The sequence below is a fragment of the Pantoea allii genome, assembly GCF_002307475.1.
Taxonomy (GTDB): domain Bacteria; phylum Pseudomonadota; class Gammaproteobacteria; order Enterobacterales; family Enterobacteriaceae; genus Pantoea; species Pantoea allii.
The window spans coordinates 1-21,359 of the sequence record NZ_NTMH01000026.1 but is presented as its reverse complement, the minus strand read 5'-3'; the positions used below and the strand labels follow the sequence as shown (position 1 = coordinate 21,359).

Here is a 21,359-nt window from a genome sequence, read left to right as displayed (position 1 = left end):
CGTGAAAAGCCGGGGGGGACGTGTGCGTCGTACAGCTTTCATCGCGGCCCTGCCGGTAGCGTGCTTCACCTCAGGTGCCGCCGCGCAGCAGTATCACTTTGACGCTTCGCTACTGAGCGGCGCGGCGAAAAACGCGGATCTGTCGTTGTTCGAAGAGGGTCTGCAGCAGCCGGGCACGTACCGGATGGACGTTCTGCTTAACGGCGAACAGGTTGACAGTCAGGACATCACGCTGCGACTGGTGAAAGCGCCATCGGGAGACAGCCTGCAGCCCTGTCTGAGCGTGGCGCAGTTGCTGCGCTGGGGCGTCAACACGGCGGCCTGGCCTGCGCTGGCGGAAGGCGGAAAAGCGTGCGCCCGCCTGTCGGCCATACCGCAGGCGCAGGTGAAGGCGGACGTGGCGGCACTGCAACTCAGGCTGGACATTCCGCAGGCCGCCCTGCGTCCCCACTACGGCGGTCTTGCACCGGAGGCGCTGTGGGACAACGGCATCACCGCCTTCAGGATGAACTACAGCGCCGCCGCCTCACGCACGGACGGCCAGCCCGGCGGTCCGGCGGAGACCTCATGGGCACAGATACAGCCTGGCATCAATGCCGGCCCGTGGCGCGTGCGCAGCAGTCTGAGCTGGAAGAACGGTGAACGCTGGCAGCGTTCCTACGCCTGGGCAGAGCGCGGGTTCGTGAAAATCAAGAGCCGCCTGACGCTCGGTGAGCGCACCACCTCCGCCGATGTGCTTGACGGCGTGCCGTTCAGCGGCGCGATGCTTGCCACCGACGAGACCATGATACCGGCGAACGAGCGCGGCTACACGCCGGTGGTGAGGGGCGTGGCGCGCACACGGGCCAGGATTGAGATACGCCAGCACGGCTATCTGCTGAAGATGCTACAGGTCGCGCCCGGGCCTTTCAGTATTGAGGATTTGCCTGCGGGACAGGGCGGAGACGACCTGCAGGTCACGGTGTATGAGGCGGACGGACACAACCAGTTCTTTACGGTTCCGTGGCAGACGCCAGCCGTGGCGTTGCACGAAGGATACCTCAGGTACAGCGTGGCCGCAGGCCGCTATCGCCCGACGGAGGCGGGGGTTGCGCCGGCACCGTTGGTGCAGGCCACCCTGATGTATGGGCTGCCCCGGGGGCTGACTCTCTATGGCGGACTGCAGGGGGCAGCAGACTACAGCGGGGCATCGCTGGGACTCGGCAGCTCGCTGGGGCGCTGGGGCGCCGTCTCGGCTGACGCCACTACGGCTCGTGCCCGTACCCCGCACGACGGGACAAGTGCCGGCACTGCCTGGCGGGTGCGCTACAACAGCCAACTGGGTGATACGACGGGGATTGTCCTGTCAAGCGTGCAGTACACCTCACCCGGGTACCGGTCAATGACTGACACCCTGGACCGCTGGCGACGCGACGGTTACAGCCCTGTGGGATATGCACAGCGGTCCGTGCGCGGTCGCAGCATGCTGCAGGTAAGCCAGACGCTGGGCGCGGCGGGCGGACTGGGTCTGAACGTCACCCGCACGGACTGGCGGGGCGGCAGCCGACCAGACTACGGTTACGGTGCCAGCTGGAGCGCGTCGCTGTACGGTGCGTCCGTTTCGCTCAGCTGGCAGCAGAGCCGTACCGGGACCGGCTGCCGGGACAGCCTGCTGAGCGTGTGGCTGAGCGTACCGCTCGGCCAGAGCACCAGCGCCAGCTGGAGCCTGACAGCCCCTCATCAGGGCGCACAGGCACAGGAAGTGGCGCTGAGTGGCCGGGCGGTGAAAGACCAGCTGGACTGGAGTGTGCGGGAAAGCTACCGCCCCGGCAGCGGGTCAGGCCCGGCGAGTGGCAGCCTGCACGCGGGGTGGGCCGGAACCTACGGGACGGCGGCTGCCGGCTACAGCTACGGCGCGTCGGACCGGCAGGCAGATGTCAGCGTGGCGGGCGGCATGATTGCTCACCGGCACGGAGTGACGTTCAGCCAGCCGCTGTCGGACACGGTGGCGCTTGTGAGTGCTCCTGGTGCCGCTGATGTGGCCGTGGGCGGGTGGCCGGGAGTCAGTACAGACTGGCGAGGCTACACCGCCGTGTCCGGGCTGGCGGACTATCAGGACAACACGGTGAGCCTGGACCCCACCACTCTGCCGGACGATGCAGACGTGCCGCAGACCGACGTGAGAGTGGTGCCGGCGGCCGGTGCAATCGTGATGGCGGCCTTCCGGACGCGGACCGGTGCCCGGGCGCTGGTCACGCTTCAGCACCCGAACGGCACACCCGTGCCGTTCGGGGCGCAGGTGAGCGTGGCAGGACAGGCTGGCAGCGCGGGCCTTGCTGACGGCAGCGGGCAGGCCTTTCTTACCGGCCTGCCGCCCGCGGGCCGCCTGATGGTCCGCGCGGGCAGCGAGCGCTGTCAGGCGGACTACCGGCTGCCCGGAGAAAAGGGACCGGCCAGCCTTTACACCTTCAGCGCGGTTTGTCGCCGGGTTGCAGAACAAGGAGAAGAACATGAATAACGTAACCGCCAGCGCCCGGCGCTGGCATTTTGCCCTGACGGGACTGCTGCTGACCGCAGCGGGAGCCGCTCAGGCCGGCCCTGTGCTTCAGCTGACCGCCACCCCCGGCCTGCATGCCGGGCCGGTCAGGGACGGCACGCTGCTGATGCGGGGTCGCGTCAGCAGCAACGCGCCGCATGGCGGCTTCCGGCTGTGGTGCGCCGCACGTGCCGCGGGTGGCAGCTCAGCCCGCTGCGAACTGACCGGGCAGCGGCATGCCGGTAACACCCTGCGGGTGCGCCTGAGCGGAGAGGGATGGCAGCCGGGGCCGCCGCCGGAAGGCGGAATGATAACGGTTAACGCGGAGCGCAGCGTTGCGTTCCGCATTGAGGCCGACGGCGACCAGAACGCCGCCGCCGACACGTGGGCCGTGGCGCTGAGCGCGGCCACAACAGACTGAGGCCGGCAATCCTGCCGGCACGGAAATACAAAACCAAAGAGGAAAACACTATGAAAATGCGTTTACTGACCGCCCTTGTCGTCACCGGCTGTTTCAGCCAGATGGCCATGGCTAGCCTGGTGACTACCGGCACCATCGACAACAAGACCGCCACCACCGCCACCGTGACGCTGAACCAGCCGATAACGCTGGAAAACACCCTGACACCTGTGGAAGGACTTAAAGGGGGTGCAGACAAACCAACACTGGCCTCTGGTCTGCTTGCAAACGGTAACCTGAAAATCAAAGAGACCGGGGTAACGGCACAACTTGCCATAAAAGATGCCGCACCTGGTAATAAGAGTTTTGTAACGTATGCGACAGGCCATACAAACGACCATGACTACAAACTGGAATATCGTGTATATCCCACATCAAATGACACTGATTATATCGAAACGTCAGACGGGGATTACATTTTCAGTAAGCAATCTGTCAGTAATTTTGATTATACCGTTAACGCTGTATCATCATTAACACTACCCAAAGCGGGCAGCTACGTCATCAGCGCGACGGGCGCCATCTATAATCCTTAACGCATCAGCCTGACCTTTTTAACGGCCGGCAGGGGCGCCACCGCGCGGACTCTGCCGGCGTAACGGGAGAAAACAGAGACGCTGATGAGGAAAGACACGAATACCGGACGGACCGTACGCCCGTTCAACACTAAGGACCTGGCAGCCCGGCTGGAGCGGTACGGCTTCACCGAATGCAGCATGCTGCGGGCATTTATACTCTGCATCTGCGGCGACACAGCCGGTCCCGCGGAGCTGTGCTACATCCGGCTTAAGCTCAGGGAGTGCCTGGGCCGCCACGACGACGGCAGCGCCTGGTTTGCGGACCTGCGCGAGGCTGAAACGTGGGCGGGTGCAGCCTTCAGGACAAGCCACGGGCAAGCTGCTGGCCCCCTGTGACTGAAGCTGAAAAAATTAAAGCGCGGCCCGTCACGTAAGCCGGTCATGAATCCGCGGGACAGGCTGCGCGATCTGCTGCCCGGGAAAGCCGGTGATAGTGTTCCCCGTCCGAAAGCGGCATCCGTAAGCTCTTTCTCTTGATGAAAGAGAGTAAATATCCAGATCGCTGGCAGCAAAAATCAGCATCAGGGACATCGCTGACAAATTATCAAGAGCCCCCCCCAACGATTAGCCGCGAGATTAAGAGGCACGGAGGTGCAAAACAATACCGGGCAGCAAAAGCGGATACTGATGCGTGGGAAAGTGCACTGAGACCAAAACCTTGTAAGCTAATTGAAAGCCCCACGTTGTGTAAAATCATTGCAGAAAAGATGCATCAGGACTGGTCGCCGGAGCAAATCGCCGGTTGGCTGAAACGCTGTTATCCGGATAATCAGTAAATGCATGTGTCACATGAAACGATTTATAAAACGCTTTTTATACAAACCCGGGGAGCATTAAAAAAAGAGCTGCAGCAATGCCTCAGAAGCGGAAGAGTCGTGCGTAGATCCAGAACATCATCGCTTAAAGGGAAAGGATTAGGGAAAATCCCGAATGCGATACCTGTCAGCGAAAGGCCACCGGAAGTCGCAGACAGTGCCATACCTAGTCACTGGGAAGGTGATCTGATCCAGGGCTCGAAAAACTCCTATATCGTCACCCTCGTAGAGCGTCATTCCCGTTTTGTTATGCTGGCCAAAGTCAGGGACAACAAGACCATAACTGTTATATCTGCACTCATCAGACAAGCACGGGAGTTACCTGTTGAGCTTTATAAAACACTAACATGGGATCGAGGCGCTGAAATGACCAGCCACACCCGGTTTACTATAGAGACAGACATACAGATTTATTTCTGCGATCCTCAATCCCCCTGGCAACGCGGCTCAAATGAAAATACAAACAGATTACTCAGACAGTATTTTCCAAAAGGAACTGACTTATCGGTTCACAGCCAACAAAGACTAAACAGTGTTGCCAGACAGCTCAACGAGAGGCCGAGAAAAACGCCAGACTACGAATCACCCGCAGAGCGGTTTAATAAGTGTGTTGCATCCATCGGTTGAACTCACAGCTCATAGCGGAGACTCATCACCTGTAATCTCTTCACGTATTCAAACACTCTCCTTGATTGACATTAAACACAACTGCTCACCCGTTCCCCGCCGTGCGCGGGACATTCAGTCCGCTCCGGCGGCGCGTGCGGCTTGCGCGTCCGCCCCTGACTGCTCCGCTTTTCGCCCGGCTGTTGTGGCGGCACGGCGCAGGTGAGGCCGAGCAACCACTGACTGAGGAGCAAATCATGCCGAACTGGTGTGCAAACAGGCTGCGTGTGACCGGCCTGGCGGAGAACGTGAGTAAGGTGCGGGCGCTGATGGCGGTCGTTTATTAACCATCCTCTCCCGTGTGGTGGCTTTCGCTGCCGGCATGACGTTATCCACAGGGTTCCGGCCGGGATATGCGTAAGCGTCACGTTTATACCGTCTTCCATTTCTTCCCGTGTTTCCTACCATGGACACTTTCGCGAACATGGACACTACCGTGGACAGAAACACGCCTTACACCAGTCGACCCTGGATCATTACTGCACTCAGCCTGCGGTTTAACGACGCCCTGACCTACCGTGAAATCGCTGAGCAACTGAAAGTCAGCACTTCCGCTACGCATAAAATGTTCAAGCGTTTTCGCCGTACGGGTATTAACTGGCCGCTGCCCGAGGACTACACGCCTGAACGGCTTGAGGAGGAGCTCTACGCCTTCAATCTGGAAACGAACCTGCCCGTAAAAAAGCGGCGTCCGGACTGGCCGCTGGAGTTCAAAATCCGTATGGCAGAGTTGAGCCTGCAGCCGGACGCCTGCGTGGCAAAGCTGACCCGGGAGCATGGGGTCAATGACAATCTGGTATTTAACTGGCGCAACCTGCACCGTCAGGGCCTGCTGGATCCTGCCACGCGCGCCGGGATGATACCCGTCACGGTTGAGCCTTTTCCTGTTCCGGCCAGGCAGAACGGCGGCACACCGGATTCGCCCCCCGTTATCAGCTGTAAGCTGACGCTGCCTGGCGGCACCCTGAGCCTGACCGGCCCCGTGACACCGGAGCTGCTGCGGGCGCTGGTCAGTGCAATCCGTGGGAGTGAGGTATGATTAGCTTTCCGGCAGGCGCACGCATCTGGCTGGTTGCCGGCGTGACGGACATGCGCTGCAGCTTCAACGGTCTGGCCGCAAAGGTGCAGAACACGCTACGTGCCGACCCTTTCAGCGGCCACCTGTTCATCTTCCGGGGCCGGCGCGGCGATATGGTTAAGGTCCTCTGGGCAGACCCCGATGGTCTTTGTCTTTTTACGAAGCGCCTTGAGCGGGGGCGTTTCGTCTGGCCGGTGAATCGGGACGGCAGGGTGCACCTGACGCAGGCCCAGCTGGCCATGCTGCTGGAAGGCATTAACTGGAAGCATCCGCAGCGGATAAATCCTCCTGGCCTGCGCATCTGAACCGGCGTAATGTGAGCGCATGGAACGCTCACTTTCTGCAGAAAATGCCCGCCTCAGGGCGCTGCTGGACACACAGAAGCGAAGCCTTGAGCAGATGGCCGAAAACAACCGCCTCCTGTCACAACGGGTGGCGGCGTACGCCAGCGAAATCAGTCGGCTGAAAGCGCTGGTCGCGAAGCTGCAGCGGATGCAGTTCGGCAAAAGCTCCGAAAAGCTGCGGGAGAAAACGCAGCGTCAGGTGCGTCAGGCAGAGGAGCGCATCAGCGCCCTGCAGGAGGAGATGGCAGAGGTCCTGGGTGAACAGCATGACCCGGTACTTCCGCCGCCGCTGCGCCAGTCTTCCGCCCGCAAACCGTTGCCTGCCTCGCTTCACCGTGAAATCCGCATGCTGCCACCGACAGAAACCGCCTGTCCGGCCTGCGGCGGCGAGCTCAGCGCGCTGGGCTGCGACGTGTCGGAACAGCTGGAGCTCATCAGCAGCGCCTTTAAGGTCATCGAGACGCAGCGGCCGAAGCTGGCCTGCCGCAGGTGCGACCACATCGTTCAGGCCCCCATGCCGTCAAAACCCATAGAGCGCAGCTACGCGGGCCCCGGGCTGCTGGCGCGCATCGTCACGGCGAAGTTCGCGGAGCACACGCCTCACTATCGTCAGTCGGAGATATACCGCCGTCAGGGCGTGGAGCTGAGTCGTGCCACGCTGGGGCGCTGGTCCGGCGCGGTGAGCGAACTGCTGGAGCCACTGTATAAGCTGCTGCGTCAGTACGTGCTGATGCCGGGTAAGGTGCACACCGACGATATCCCGGTGCCGGTTCAGGAGCCGGGCAGCGGCAAAACCCGGACTGCCCGGCTGTGGGTGTACGTACGGGATGACCGCAACGCCGGTTCGCAGCTGCCGGCGGCGGTCTGGTTCGCTTACTCGCCGGACCGTAAGGGCGTTCATCCACAGCAGCATCTCGCCAGGTACAGCGGCATCCTGCAGGCGGATGCCTACGGGGGCTACAACGCCCTGTACAAAGACGACCGCATCACGGAAGCGGCCTGCATGGCCCACGCCCGGCGGAAAATCCACGACGTTCATGCCCGCACGCCGACCGGTATCACCACCGAAGCGCTCAGGCGCATCGGCGAACTGTATGCCATCGAGGCGGAGATACGCGGAAGCCCGGCAGAGGAACGGCTGGCGGTCCGGAAAGCGCAGACCGTGCCGCTGATGCAGTCGCTGTACGACTGGATACAGGCGCAGATGACGGTGCTCTCGCGCCACTCGGATACGGCAAAGGCGTTCGCCTACATGCTGAAACAGTGGGAGGCGCTGAACCTGTACTGCAGCAATGGCTGGGCGGAAATCGACAACAACATCGCGGAAAACGCGCTGCGGTGCGTCGCCCTGGGCCGGAAGAACTGGCTGTTCGCCGGTTCAGACGCAGGTGGGGAGCGGGCAGCGGTTCTGTACTCGCTGATCGGCACCTGCCGGCTGAACGGCGTGGAGCCGGAGGCGTGGCTGCGTTACGTCATCGGCCACATCCAGGACTGGCCGGTGAACCGGCTGCGCGATCTGCTGCCCTGGAAAGCTGACCTGCCGCCCGCGACGGGATGATATCTCAGAACCGGTAGCTTACCTGCAGCGAGCCCTGACTGTCGCGGTAGCCACCGCCTCCGGCCTGCTGCGTGAACACCAGGGCGCCCGACAGGCTCCTCGACAGACGCCCCTCCACACCCGTTTTCAGCTCGGCCACGTTCCGGCTACCCCGCACATCATCCGTTTCTTCATTCATGCGCACACCGTACACCTGTGTGTTGTGCAGCCAGTTCACCTCCACGAACGGCTGGAACTCGCGCACGGTCCGCCGGTCCGCCCGGCTTTTCCCGTTCAGGTAAGTTCTCAATCCGAGACGGGTGGTGACGCCGTCGTTTCCCGTCCCCTGCACGCGGGTGCCGCCCGCCTCGGTGTGGTCATCCGCCCGGATGCCGGACCAGACGGCCTGCGCGTGCGGTTCAAGGAACAGGCGGTTCTCCGTTCCGCTGCGGCTCTGCCAGCGTCCCGCCAGCCAGGCATAGCCGCCCTCCAGCGACGCCTTTATTCCCTGACTGTTGTAGCGCTCCACAGGCAGCATATCCCCTGAGACCTCGTTGCGGAACCAGTTGTACTGCGCCCACGTCTCGGCCCATGCGCCGGTTTTGGCCTCTGCGTTCTGGTACCACGTGCCGTACACCCCTGCACTGTATCCGCTCACGCTGCCCTTTGCGTCCCGGCCGGTCAGGCCGTTGTGTGAGCCGCTGTCCGCCCGGCCGTAGCCGCCCATAAGGCCGGCGTGAAGCGCGTCCGTGCCGTTTGTGGAGCCCTGAATAATATCCCCGCCCAGTTGCAGTACATAACGGTCAGTCTGCGTGCGGTTCTGGCCGTCCGCCATGGACGCGCGCCCGTGGCTGCCCAGATTACGCATCCACAGGCTGGTCGTACGGGCCTCCCCCGTTACCGGGTCGCTGTAGCGCGTTTCCCCGCTGCGGTCCCGCATTGACAGGTCAAACAGGGTATTCGCCGCCTGAAGGTTAGCCGTGTAGGCCGACGCCTCGGGGCGATACATGCGGACTGGCTCAGGTGAAGGCCCGGGAGAAGGTGTGGGGTCAGGGACTGATGCGAAGGCAGTGCTGGTCAGGTACCAGCCCGCCGTGTCGGTACCCGAAACGTTTCCTTTGCGCAGCCTGTAGTCGTAGGCACCGGCCACCACGCGGTTACCCAGCGAGAACACGGCGTCAGAGCGCCCGCCCACGCTGATGAGCTGGATGCCGTCCAGCGTCTGCGCGCCGCCGCCGTTCTCGTTGGTCACGAAAAGCGTGCTGGCACCGCTTGTGTTGCCGGTCACCACGAGGCGGTCAGTCAGGGAGTCATCGCCGCCCAGCACGCTGCCGAGCGATACCGAGCTGCCGGGCAGTCCGGTATAATCACCGTTAACCGTCAGGGTGTTGCCCGCGCTGGCCGGGGTGGGATTCAGCACGAGGCTTCCGCGGTTGGTCAGGCTGGCATTAATGACTGAGGAGGCGTTTTTTTCCGTACTGAAGAGCAGTGTGCCGTTCTGTGACAGGGCACCGTCAACGATACTGCCGCTTTCCAGGGTCAGGGTGCCGTTATTTACCGTGCCGTTAGCGGCGGACCAGCGGGCAGATGGTGAGAGCGTCAGTGAACTGCCGGACGTGACGGTAATCTTGTCCACGCTTGCGTTATTCGTGGCGGTGAACGCTGCGGACGAGTTTCCATCCCCCACGAACACTGCAGAGCCCGCCTGACCGGTTAATGCGCCGTTAATAACCGCTCTGGTCCCACTGATATAAATAGCTGAGTTGCCAAGGTAAACAGAGCCATCAAGCAATCCTGAGTTGTGAATACCGCCGCTAATGTTGCCTGAATTGTATACAGACCAGTTTCCCCCTCTGATTGTGCCGCTGTTTACAATCTGAGAGATGTTACCGGCATTGCTTATACCCGTGTCTGCCCCCTGAATGATTCCACCAGACTCATTGAGGATACTGCCAATCGTTCCTTCGTTGAGAATACCATTGCCGACGGAGCCCGTAATGGTGCCCGTATTGTCAATTTTACCTATCCGGTTGGTTATTCCACTCGTTGTAAGGTTAGTAATACCTGTCGCAGCTTTGATTTTCCCGTTATTAAAAACCGCGTCAATTGATGAAAGGTTATAAAGGGCGGTGGTGTAATTGTCGTTTCCGGTCAGATCGCTGTTGAGGGCCATATTGGTGATCAGGGAATCATTCTGCAGTGTGCCGCTGTTTGTAAAATCCCCAATAAACCCTGAAACGTTATAAACGGCGGCAATACCTGTCCCTCCGGTCACGGATATAAGTCCGTCATTAATAAAGTCATCAATGTGAGTTTCGTTTGACACCCCAGGCCCGTTACTGGCTATGCGTATACCCGTGTAAGCAGAAGTGATGGTGCCACCATTACCAAACACTTCCAGATTGTTGTCCGGAATATAGACCGCGACGCCACCCACGCCCTCACGGGTAACATCAACAGAAGCTCCCTGAGCCACCGAGAAAAAACCCAGTGACGGCGAAACCGTACATTCTTCGGTTTCCTGACTGGTGACGGTCTGTGAATCGTCATCGGCAACCGAGTCACAGACACTGGCTGCCACTGATGAAAATGAAAGTAAATTTAAACTCATCAGGCTGACGGTCCACAATACGTGCTTTTTTTCATGAATCATTTTGAACCCCGTTCAGGAAAAAACTTCATAAATACTGGCGTGAAATAAGCGAAGTCTGGTTTCATCAATACATATATCTGATGCTTTAAAGATTCCGGCTCAAATGACTTTTCCCTTTAAGACTGGCTGCTTTCGGAGGCTCTTTTTAGCAAGAGGCTCCTGGTGATTTTTTTCCCTAACTGTACCGAGGGTATTTCAACCAGCCTGAACATCACTGACGCTATTCCCGTGCTTATGACGACTGACAGTATAAATACTGCCGGGTTACCGTTTTGCATCGCCGATGAAGGTAAAGCGTTTTTGATAAAAAGCATCACCGGGTAATGAACCAGGTACAGTGAGTAAGAAATATCACCCAGAAATGACAGCGCGCGAATGTTTACGGTTTTTATATGGCAGCTCAGCGCAATGACCGAAGCCATAATTACCAGCGCCGGCCAGAAGCCGCCGCTCATGCCGAAAACCTGCGGCCCGGTGATGGTGACAAAAGTAATGGCTAAAGCGAGAGCACCCCACGCCACTGCCCGAATAACGCGGGAGTCACTGATTTTGTTATTCACCATCAGTTCTGCCAGAAACATACCCGCAATGAATTCAAAAACAATCGTGTTACTGCCAATTTTAATCCAGCCCTGCCACCAGTCCGAGACAACCATTTCAGGTGATACCTGAGAGGAGAAGCTGAAACTGCCGTTATAAAAGAGTTGAAATCCTACAATGGCAGCCATAAAAATCAGTGCGCAGAGACAGCTGCGGTAGCGATAACTGAGACGCATGGAAAGGGCAAAAACGGCGTAGAACATGACTTCATAGGACAGCGTCCAGGGTGGCCCCAGCGGGCTGAAACCAAACGTCGGCCCCTGACTGCTGTAATCCTGAAGACAGAAATAAAGGACACATGACATCTGGCCGATGGTCCGTTCAGGGTAAACAAAGACAAGCGAGGCGAGCCAGATCAGAAAGAGGGGAGGCCATATGCGGAAAAAACGCTTAATTAAAAATGTATCGGCCCGCTCCGGTACCTGGCGGGTGATGAACGTCATAATAAAACCACTGACGATGAAAAAAACATCGACACCCAGGGCGCCGGGAATGTGGTTTACCCAGTATTCCCCCAGAAAGGCAGAATTATGGGCAATGACCACAAGCAAGGCCGCCAGTCCGCGTACGTACTGAATAGTCAGAATTCTCACGGTTTAAAGCCCACTCTCTGGACGGAAATTATTAAGAAATACTTAATTTATCATCATTCCCCTTACCAGACCAGATACCGACCGGAACTAAAATGAGCGCAGGGCATAGCGGGTCATACGGCAGACTCTCCCCTGACAAACTCACACTGACGTTCAGTACTGGCACCTCACCGGCACTTAGCCCGGACTGTCACGGTTACCACCGTTATGAAAAGACTGTTTTGGACACCGGTTTTCAGTGCCGGCGTTAAACAGGATAATGCCAGAATTTTGCGGGAGGTGTGTTATTTTAACCAGGCGGTGAATCCCCCTAAGCGGCGGGGCTGAGCCACAAAAAGGCTGAAAGCCTTGGCCAATAAGCGGGTCAGGTTGTGGCTTTTCCTGACTCACCGGGAGGCACCCGGCACCGCTCAGTTTTCTACAGGAAATCTGATGGATGTAAACAAACGGACGTGAATCCCCCTCAGCGGCGGGGCCAAGTCAGATACAAACATAATCATCCTGGCAATGAGCAGAAACGGCAGGTCAGGTTCTGGCTTTTCTGACCTATCGGGAGGCACCCGACACGTCCGGGACAGTTGCAGTTTTCAGCAGACAAAAGGGCTGCGGCTTTAGCCGCAGCCCTTTTTATTTATGCTGAATCCAGAGATGAGCTACACATCAGAAAGACAACCTCCATTCCGGATGGTTGGGGTTATTACGCCCATCCGGTGTCTTTCAGGCCCTGATTTTCCGGTAGGCAGGGTGAGTATTCACCCCCCACAAACCGGCCAGCGCACTGACAACAGCCCCCGCCAGAAGAGCGATGAATGACCACAGAGCGATTTTTGCAGCCGCGCTGGCGGCTTCGTCAGCTTTCTCTTTTGCCTGCTTTTTGAATTCCGCGTACTGCGCCTTCGCATCGTTCAGATTACTCTGGAGCCGGGCCATGCGGTCGCTTACCTCCTGAACGGTTTTGTCACGCGCCTGAATGAAGTTATCGACGGCCCTGTCCGCCTCTTCCGGTGACAGACGGGTATTTTCTGCCAGCGCTTTTTTCACCTCATTCCTGTCGACACCTTTGCTGACCGCATCTGCCCGTGACTTCAGTTTACCGCTCAGCGTATCAATAATGGCGTCACTGTTGCCCGGGTTAACAGCCAAATCTTTGACCGAATCTGCAATATCACTCCCCGCTGCCTGAAGCTGGGACTGCAGAAATTCCGGCTGAAGTTCTTTAATGTTGCTCCTGCGCAGCGCATCAAGTACCTGTTTGTCCGCCTGCGGGGCTGTGAGCTGCGTGTTCAGTCCGAGCCTGTCAGCAACATTCTGAGCGATATCGGCTGTTGCGCCCGATGCTTTTCCTGCGGCACTGCCCAGTCCACTCACAGCAGAACCCGTAGCAGATGCTGCTGCGCCAACGGCGCTTCCCGCCATGTGCAGAATGCCGCCAGCGGCGGCGAAGCCCAGCACGGAAGCAACAAGCAGGGATGTGGCCCATGAGAGAAATCCATGGATGGTTCCATCCGCGCCCGCCAGCCTGCCGGCCACAAAACCGCCGCAGGCCAGACTCAGCACTATCGAGATAACTGACCAGATAATAACAGCCTTGTCAGCACCGTTAATGACATCGTCAGACTGAGGTGAAAGCATTGAAAAACCAAGGCTTGACCCAAGCGTGGTCAGCAGCAGGGACACTGCCATTACCGTTACCACGCCCGCAATGATGCTGCCCCACGAGACGCTTCTGTTCAGTTCCGCTTCTTTTACAAGTTCCATTGTAATCTCCATTTAAAAGCTATTAAAAAGACGGGATTAATCCACGCCCAGATTAATCTTAGTAAAAATATGAGGCACTCAAAGCCGATTAGACGAAACAAGCATCACCTGTGCTGTCAGAGTGAAGTGGGCCGAACCGATAAAGCGCAAGACGGTGCAGGTGAGACGCTTACCTTTATAGCCTTCCAGAAAGCGTTCGGCATAGTGATAAACATTGACTTCCGAGCGCAGAAAATCGCTGGAAAACAGCATGGGTAAAAAGTTCATACGTGCGTCCCCTTCGGCGAAACGGGCTTGATTCATTTCCTGCATACAGACTCCTTGCTTAAGTGGATGACAGATACGGCCTGTGCCGTGCCTGAATGACAGCCCGACGAAGAGGCGCGCTTTACCACAAGGCGATCGGGCTATAGTGAAGGCACGGCATCGGCCGCAGACCGCACGGACCGGGTTTTCTCCCCACCCCCGCCGCAAGGCGGAATAAAGCGGCGCGCAGCAACATCCGCATTCCTAATTGTCCACAACCGGCGTGCATATCCGTAAGCGTCGCATATTGACCGTGTTGACACTCGCATGAAGGTGCATCAGCTCAGACTTTAGCTGATAGGTTTTGTTGATTTAGCACAATCAATTAGAGAGGGGCTGCTTTGAGCGAGAAGCGGACATTGCTAACAGCGTTATGAGTGAATCAACGGGGAGCAGGTCACTCGCAGCGATCAAAGCGCCTGCCAGGTCAGATAGTTTTGCTTCACCTTACCTCCCCGAGACAACGTCCTTCGGCGACATGTTCATAATACATGTGCGCGATCAGCATTTAGTTCAGCCGACTCATTCAAATCTCAGTAAAAATTCTCAAATTAAAATCCAGCAATGACTAATGCCGCTGCGAACAGAACTTCATCCCGAGAAAAAATGATTATTTAGCTTAAGTGCTTTGTTTAGCGTTACTAAAAGTTTATTCCGTAAAGCAGTAAATCAACAATGTGGTATAAAGTTAATGAAGGAATAACCGATAAAAAAGTTAAGGTGCTTTGCAAATGTATCCTTTGTAATTGTCACTATAACGAATTAATTCAACAGGAATTATAAATGAATAAGATTCTTAACAATATAAGTCTTACCGCCAAATTTGCCATTCTGGGCCTGTTTTCCCTTGTTCTGTTCTCAGTTCCTACCATGCTTTTTGTTTCCGAAGGTAATAAATACATTCAGGACAAGCAAAGGGAGGTAACAGGTGTACCCTTAGAAAATAAGATTTTAGCCCTACTCAATTTGATACAGCGCCATCGTGCAGAAACCGCCCTTGCCATTGCAACTAAAAATCCAGCAACACCGTCCCGCGTTCAGGTCAGAGATGAAATTGAAAACATTACTGACGTTGTTACTAAAGATATGGCCAAGACAGAAGGCAGCGCTGCCATAATCAGCAAAATTAATGATGTGCGCACACAGTGGAGCCAGCTACAGCAGAGAATCGATTCTTCACAACTGACTCTGACAGCCAGTCTTGATGCGCATGCCCTCCTCATCCGCAACCTTTTGAACGCGAACCGTGATGTGCTGGATTTTTACGGCCTTTCTCTCGATTCAGATATCAACACGTACCGTTTAATTACGAGTAATTTTTCATCATTGCCTGAACTGACCGAAAGCCTTGGGAAAATACGTGCATTCGGCACTTCCCTTCTTGCCCGAAATGAAAGCATAAGTGAAGCAGACTCTGTCCGTATGGAGTCTTTAATCAGTAATGGTTCGTATAACCTGAATTTATTTGTTCAGGACTCTGAAAAACTATTTTTATCTGATAACACACTTAAGCAAAAGTTCAGTGCAGATGCAGATGCAGCCGTTCAGGAGGCAAACAGTGCTCTCAAAACCGCTGAGGCGATTTTTATTAACCGGAGCATGACGAATCAAAACCCGAAGGACTATGCAGCGCTCTTTACGCACGCTATTAACAAATTCAGCGACTACGCCATTGGTGGAGGTAATGAGCTGAGTGAAATACTGAATGCGCAGATTAAGGAACACCGGTATGCACAATATGCACTACTGACCGTTCTTGTTTTTATCGTCCTGTTGGCAGTAATTTTCGCTCTGGTTATCATTCGCTCCGTTACCAGACCTGTCAGTGCAGCATCAAAGCTGGCGCTTGAAGTCGCAGGTGGTGACCTTACGTCAACATTTACGGTGACAGGACGTAATGAAACTGCCGGACTGCTCAAGGCATTACTGCAAATGAGTCAGCGACTTACACTTACGGTTGAAAACATCAAAAGCAACGCTGTCACTATCGCTACCTCATCTGAAGAAATTGCCCGCGGAAATGGTGATCTTTCTGCGCGAACTGAACAACAGGCAGCCTCTTTAGCTGAGACTGCGGCCAGTATGGAGCAGTTATCGTCAATTATCGGCAATAATGCAGATAACACGCGCCATGCTGCTGAAATGGCCAACTCCGCTACCAGTGCGGCCTTAAGAGGCGGTGAGGCGATGGAGTCAGTGCTGGCTTCAATGGAAAAAATAAGCAACAGTGCGGGGCAGATTAAAGAAATCATCTCCGTTATTGACGGGATAGCGTTTCAGACTAATATTCTTGCTTTAAACGCAGCCGTTGAAGCTGCCCGGGCAGGTGAGCACGGCAAGGGCTTTGCTGTTGTTGCATCTGAAGTCAGGGCACTCGCACAGCGATCGGCTGGAGCGGCGAAGGAGATCAAAGGACTGATTGAGCAGTCAGTTGAGCATGCCGAACAGGGAATTTCGATGGCCCTGGATGCCGGTGAAAAAGTTAAGCAAAGCGTGGAAGCTATTGAGCAAACATCTCAATTAGTCAGAGAGATTTCATCTTCTTCTGAAGAACAAAGTGCGGGCATATCTCAGATAAATATTGCGGTGACACAGATGGATCAGGTTACGCAGCAGAATGCCGTACTGGTTGAAGAGTCTGCATCATCTGCTGATGAACTTGCAAGCCGGGCCTCAAGCCTGAGGGATGCTGTCAGCGTATTCCGCACAAACGCTGTATAATTGGTTCATATACTTTAGTTGTGTGCCATTTAATGCGGCAACATTTTTACAAAACTGCGTCTGTATTTGCATTTGATAAGCCATCTTGAGGGATGGCTTATCTCATTTAAAACCATGATAAAGTTATACTGCTGCAATTAAAGGCTCGGTGGACTAATTAAACGCCTGTTGAAATATTTGGCATTACCCCCCAATTGCCCATATGAGCTACGCTCATAACATCCGTAATGCAACCTGCAACGCGTTCCTATTTATAGTTGTTTCTATTGCGGATGGCCTTCATAATTCCTCTCGTGCCGGACGGCGCGTTACACCTTCCCCCTGGGGCGCTGTTCTGCACTCGCGCCATCCGGCCATTCAGTCAAATCTCTTACTACGCAGTTTCATCAATCAGACTTCAAATTTAAAAATGGCGATATGCAGCAAATCATTAGAGGCGGGGTTAGCTGCATAGAGGCGCTGGCCTGCTCTCGGTAAACTAACATTCCATGATGCAAGCAACGTCCGCTTTTGGCACGGAGCGGACATCCTCCTGGTGCTGGAGGTCTGCTCTGAGCGAGGAACGGACGTTCGAAGCTATTCAACAGTACATGAAGAATCTGCTAATGAAGCCGCGTAATAATTTACAGATAGCAGACCACTTTTATGTTGCATAAGGAAAGCGTTGAAACGTTATTATGCAATAGTTTTGCTGAATCTAAAGACGATAGCTGATTATAAATGTAGGGGGCATTTAACTGCGTATTCGTAAACCGCCTTAAGGCGGTTTACGCTGTTATGTGATCAGTGTTTCGTGGCTGACAGGAAGAAAACCTTCTTTTTACTCTGAGTAATGTTATCGGGTGAATCATGATTACCTGTAAAGGTATTTAACATACTCACTGCAGCAAGTATTGCCTGACGCCTGTGGGCGTCTTCTTCAGCCTGTAGAAAATGTTGCAGGCGTGTTGCCAGTGATTCGTTGCTGACTGGTGCATCCTCCCTGATAAGTGACAGCAGGGCTTCGCCAGTGACAGTATTCGTAACCTTCTCGATATCTCTCAACATATTATTCTCCTTACTACCTGGCTGTAAAAGATCCGCATTGCGGAAAATGATGCTGGTGCTTCATGGCTGTAGCCTGTTTTGTCTGTTTTTTGATTATAGCGAGAGGTCCGGTTGAATATATAAAAACAGAATTATCCTGAAATGTTTAAGGAATGAGATTTACAGTTCTGCTGGCTCCTGACCTGCTCCCCGTTATCAACACTAAGTGCTGTTAGATACTCCCGCTTCTGGCACAGAGCGGACATGCTGACTGAGCTGGAGGTCCGCTATGAGCGAAAAGCGGACGTTAAAATGATAGCGATAGGGATGTTCTGCCACATTAAACATAACAACCCGGTCATGAACTTAGGCACCACATGCTGCTGACGTTTTCTGATGAAAAAACAGAGTCCACTGTCCTTCATCAGAACACAGCCAGCATGAGGAACGTAATGCGGGACGGCTGCCGTCAGCTTAAGAAGTCCTGTTGAGAAGCATGGCTTAGTCTCGCGCTATTTCGGTGAGCCGGAAATCGCTACTGACAATAGGTGATACAGTTTTCTCGCTTAACAGCAACGTGATGGTCTCTAAAAGATCAACCATCACATCTGACCAGGTAATTTCGCGAAACTTTAGGTGGATAAGCCGCTCAGGCCACTCGCGATCGTTGCGCCTGTCGCCGTAATGGCTGCATTCAGGCAACCTGAGCTTTCCCACAAGCATTTTGCTTATCCTCGCTTGATCCTACAGACACTCTTTTTGAACCTTAAAGTGCATTCATGCCGCTCCATATCACAGTTTGCTACCCCTGAGTTACTGGCCGCATGAAACTTCGTTCATAACTTATGATGCTTCGATTGACCTGTTCAGTTTCAAAGACAGAAAGGCATTCAGGGTCTCTGTCCATTTCTTCACGATATGCTTCATATGCCGCAAGGCTGGGAAAACTAAAAAGAGCATAGGCCAGATTATTAGCTCCCTCATGAGGCAGGTAATAACCGTGATGACTTCCCCCCATGCGATTCACAATAGGAATCCATGCCCTCGCATAAGACTCAAACTCATTCAGCTTGTAGGGATCTATGACGTACTTTAGAAAACAGGTGACCATATGAGTGATACCTTAAGGTAAAAGGTGATTAGGGATAAGATTACTGACCACTATAAAACTGGCAAAGATCACTATGTTTTATCACAACATTGGCCTGTACTCTGTTGATTAACACACCGCTATGTTAGTTATGTCCGCTTCTGGCACAGAGCAGCCTGTCAGATTAAATTCAGCTCTGTGCCATAACCGGGTCAGGTCAAAACAGCGGAGGTAAAATCGGCCTTCCACGGCAGCAGATCGCGCAGCCGGTTCACTGGCCAGTCCTGAATGTGGCTGAGCACGTAGCGCAGCCACGCTTCGGAATCCACGTCGTTCAGCCGGCAGGTTCCGATCAGTGAGTACAGAACAGCAGCACGTTCTCCGCCCCTGTCTGAACCGGCAAACAGCCAGTTCTTCCGGCCCAGGGCAACGCCCCGCAATGCGTTTTCCGCGATATTATTGTCCATTTCCGCCCATCCGTTACGGCAGTAAAGGTTCAGCGCGTCCCACTGCTTCAGCAGGTACGTGAATGCCTTTGCCGTGTCGGAGTGGCGCGACAGTATTGTCATCTGTTGTTGCACCCAGTCGTACAGCGACTGCATCAGCGGAATGCTTCTGGCTTCTCTGGCTGCCTGCCGTTCCTCTGCCGGGCTGCCCCTTATTTCCGCCTCGATGGCATACAGCTCACCGATGCGCCGGAGCGCTTCGGTGGTGATGCCGGTCGGCGTGCGGGCATGGACGTCGTGGATTTTTCGCCGGGCATGCGCCATACAGGCCGCTTCGGTGATACGGCCGTCTTCGTACAGCGCATTATAGCCACTGTACGCATCCGCCTGCAGGATGCCGCTGTACCCGGCAAGATGCTGTTGTGGATGGATACTTTTCCGGTCCGGTGAGTATGCAAACCATGTCGCCGGCGGCAGATGCGACCCGGCGTTGCGGTCATCCCGCACGTACACCCACAGACGGGCAGTGCGCGTTTTGCCGCTGCCAGGCTCCTGTACCGGGACCGGGATATCGTCGGTGTGCACCTTACCCGGCATCAGTACGTACTGGCGCAGCAGGTCATACAGCGGCTCCAGCAGTTCGCTGACCGAGCCGGACCAGCGCCCCAGCGTGGCACGGCTCAGCTCCACGCCCTGGCGGCTGTATATCTCCGACTGTCGGTAGTGAGGCGTGTGTTCGGCGAACTTCGCCGTGACAATGCGCGCCAGCAGGCCGGGGCCGGCGTAGCTGCGCTCTATGGGTTTTGACGGCATGGGGGCCTGAACGATGTGGTCGCACCTGCGGCAGGCCAGCTTCGGCCGCTGCGTTTCGATAACCCTGAAGGCACTGCTGATGAGCTCCAGCTGTTCCGACACGTCGCAGCCCAGCGCGCTGAGCTCTCCGCCGCACGCCGGACAGGTGGTTTCTTCCGGAGTCAGCGTGCGGGTTTCACGGGGAAGCGAGGCCGGTAAAGGTTTGCGGGCGGAAGTCTGGCGCAGCGGCTGCGGGAGTGCCGGGTCATGCTGCTCACCCAGGACCTCCGCCATTTCCTCCTGCAGGGCGCTGATGCGATCCTCAGTCTCGCGCACCTGACGTGCCGTTTTCTCACGCAGCTTTTCGGAGCTTTTGCCGAACTGCATGCGCTGCAGTTTCGCAACCAGCGCCTTCAGGCGGCTGATTTCGCTGGCGTAGGCCGCCACCCGCTGTGACAGGAGGTGGTTGTATTCGGCCATCTGCTCAAGGCTTCGCTGCTGCGTGTCCAGCAGCGCCCTGAGCCGGGCGTTTTCTGCAGAGAGTGAGCGTTCCATGCATTCACATTACGCCGGTTCAGATGCGCAGGCCAGGAGGATTTATCCGCTGCGGATGCTTCCAGTTGATACCTTCCAGCAGCATCGCCAGCTGGGCCTGCGTGAGGTGCACCCTGCCGTCCCGGTTCACCGGCCAGACAAAGCGCCCCCGCTCCAGGCGCTTGGTGAACAGGCACAGGCCGTCCGCATCGGCCCAGAGGATTTTCACCATATCGCCGCGCCTGCCCCTGAAGATAAACAGATGGCCACCAAACGGGTCTGCCCGCAGCGTGTTCTGCACCTTCGCCGCCAGCCCGTTGAAGCTGCAGCGCATGTCTGTCACGCCGGCAACCAGCCAGATGCGCGCGCCTGACGGAAAGCTAATCATACCTCACTCTCACGGAGCTCACTGACCAGCGCCCGCAGCAAGTCCGGTGTCACGGGGCCGGTCAGGCTCAGGGTGCCGCCGGGCAGCGTCAGCTTACAGCTGATAACGGGGGGCGAATCCGGAACCCCACTGCTCTGCCTGACCGGAACGGGAAAAGGCTCAACCATGACGGGGATCATCCCGGCGCGCGTGGCGGGGTCCAGTAGGCCCTGACGGTGCAGGTTGCGCCAGTTAAACACCAGGTTATCGTTGACCCCGTGCTCCCGGGCCAGCTGTGCCACACAGGCGTCCGGCTGCAGGCTCAGCTCCGCCATGCGGATTTTGAACTCCAGCGGCCAGTCCGGGCGCCGCTTTTTTACGGGCAGATTCGTTTCCAGATTGAAAGCGTAAAGCTCCTCATCAAGCCGTTCCGGCGTGTAGTCTTCGGGCAGCGGCCAGTTAATACCCGTACGGCGAAAA

Annotated in this window: 16 protein-coding genes and 1 pseudogene; 8 read left to right on the top strand and 9 right to left on the bottom strand. The window is 56.1% G+C overall.

What is annotated here, in order from left to right:
* Window positions 1–22 precede the first annotated feature (22 nt).
* From CMR03_RS08850 to tnpC (CMR03_RS08815), 7 genes and pseudogenes are all read left to right on the top strand, one after another.
* Window positions 23–2,497 (top strand): fimbria/pilus outer membrane usher protein, encoded by a 2,475-nt coding sequence (locus CMR03_RS08850; protein WP_096011331.1) that lies wholly within the window; start codon window positions 23–25, stop codon window positions 2,495–2,497.
* A complete protein-coding gene (afaD, locus tag CMR03_RS08845) occupies window positions 2,490–2,936 on the top strand; it encodes an AfaD family invasin (RefSeq protein ID WP_096011330.1) in 447 nt (148 codons plus the stop codon). Before CMR03_RS08850 ends, afaD begins: the two co-directional genes overlap by 8 nt.
* A 50-nt stretch (window positions 2,937–2,986) precedes the next feature.
* A complete protein-coding gene (locus tag CMR03_RS08840; protein WP_096011329.1) occupies window positions 2,987–3,511 on the top strand; it encodes a hypothetical protein in 525 nt (174 codons plus the stop codon).
* Between the two features lie 481 nt (window positions 3,512–3,992).
* A pseudogene (locus tag CMR03_RS08830) lies at window positions 3,993–4,995 on the top strand (IS30 family transposase); the annotation flags it as partial.
* A gap of 463 nt (window positions 4,996–5,458) precedes the next feature.
* A complete protein-coding gene (gene tnpA, locus CMR03_RS08825) occupies window positions 5,459–6,073 on the top strand; it encodes an IS66-like element accessory protein TnpA (RefSeq protein WP_244181359.1) in 615 nt (204 codons plus the stop codon).
* The gene (tnpB, locus tag CMR03_RS08820; RefSeq protein ID WP_058702782.1) at window positions 6,070–6,417 is read left to right on the top strand and encodes an IS66 family insertion sequence element accessory protein TnpB; all 348 of its coding nucleotides are present in this window, start codon (window positions 6,070–6,072) and stop codon (window positions 6,415–6,417) included. The genes tnpA (CMR03_RS08825) and tnpB (CMR03_RS08820) overlap by 4 nt, the downstream gene beginning before the upstream one ends.
* Before the next feature lie 19 nt (window positions 6,418–6,436).
* Window positions 6,437–8,014, top strand: coding sequence for an IS66 family transposase (gene tnpC / locus CMR03_RS08815; RefSeq protein ID WP_096011327.1), 1,578 nt, complete (start codon window positions 6,437–6,439; stop codon window positions 8,012–8,014).
* Between the two features lie 4 nt (window positions 8,015–8,018).
* Here the strand turns inward: tnpC (CMR03_RS08815) and CMR03_RS08810 are convergent, their stop codons facing one another.
* From CMR03_RS08810 to CMR03_RS08795, 4 genes are all read right to left on the bottom strand, one after another.
* Window positions 8,019–10,646, bottom strand: coding sequence for an autotransporter outer membrane beta-barrel domain-containing protein (locus CMR03_RS08810; protein WP_244181358.1), 2,628 nt, complete (start codon window positions 10,644–10,646; stop codon window positions 8,019–8,021).
* Between the two features lie 116 nt (window positions 10,647–10,762).
* A complete protein-coding gene (locus tag CMR03_RS08805; protein ID WP_096011326.1) occupies window positions 10,763–11,839 on the bottom strand; it encodes an acyltransferase family protein in 1,077 nt (358 codons plus the stop codon).
* Window positions 11,840–12,556: 717 nt separating this feature from the next.
* Window positions 12,557–13,597, bottom strand: coding sequence for a hypothetical protein (locus CMR03_RS08800; protein ID WP_022622972.1), 1,041 nt, complete (start codon window positions 13,595–13,597; stop codon window positions 12,557–12,559).
* A gap of 78 nt (window positions 13,598–13,675) precedes the next feature.
* Window positions 13,676–13,909: a hypothetical protein gene (locus CMR03_RS08795; RefSeq protein WP_096011325.1), complete on the bottom strand. Its 234-nt coding sequence runs from the start codon at window positions 13,907–13,909 to the stop codon at window positions 13,676–13,678.
* Between the two features lie 777 nt (window positions 13,910–14,686).
* Here CMR03_RS08795 and CMR03_RS08785 point away from each other — a divergent pair.
* Window positions 14,687–16,624, top strand: a complete 1,938-nt coding sequence (locus tag CMR03_RS08785; protein WP_096011323.1) for a methyl-accepting chemotaxis protein — start codon at window positions 14,687–14,689, stop codon at window positions 16,622–16,624.
* Window positions 16,625–17,407: 783 nt separating this feature from the next.
* Here CMR03_RS08785 and CMR03_RS08775 read toward each other — a convergent pair.
* From CMR03_RS08775 to tnpA (CMR03_RS08750), 5 genes are all read right to left on the bottom strand, one after another.
* Window positions 17,408–17,671 carry a hypothetical protein gene (locus tag CMR03_RS08775; RefSeq protein ID WP_096011322.1) on the bottom strand — a complete coding sequence of 88 codons (264 nt, stop codon included), beginning with the start codon at window positions 17,669–17,671 and terminating at the stop codon, window positions 17,408–17,410.
* A gap of 781 nt (window positions 17,672–18,452) precedes the next feature.
* On the bottom strand, window positions 18,453–18,761 hold the full coding sequence (locus CMR03_RS08765; protein ID WP_096011321.1) for an NIPSNAP family protein: 309 nt from the start codon (window positions 18,759–18,761) through the stop codon (window positions 18,453–18,455).
* Between the two features lie 191 nt (window positions 18,762–18,952).
* A complete protein-coding gene (gene tnpC / locus CMR03_RS08760; protein WP_096011320.1) occupies window positions 18,953–20,533 on the bottom strand; it encodes an IS66 family transposase in 1,581 nt (526 codons plus the stop codon).
* 19 nt (window positions 20,534–20,552) lie between these two features.
* On the bottom strand, window positions 20,553–20,900 hold the full coding sequence (gene tnpB / locus CMR03_RS08755; protein WP_063881273.1) for an IS66 family insertion sequence element accessory protein TnpB: 348 nt from the start codon (window positions 20,898–20,900) through the stop codon (window positions 20,553–20,555).
* A partial coding sequence (gene tnpA, locus CMR03_RS08750) for an IS66-like element accessory protein TnpA (RefSeq protein WP_141248558.1) occupies window positions 20,897–21,359 on the bottom strand: 463 nt, incomplete at its 5' end. The genes tnpB (CMR03_RS08755) and tnpA (CMR03_RS08750), both read right to left, overlap by 4 nt.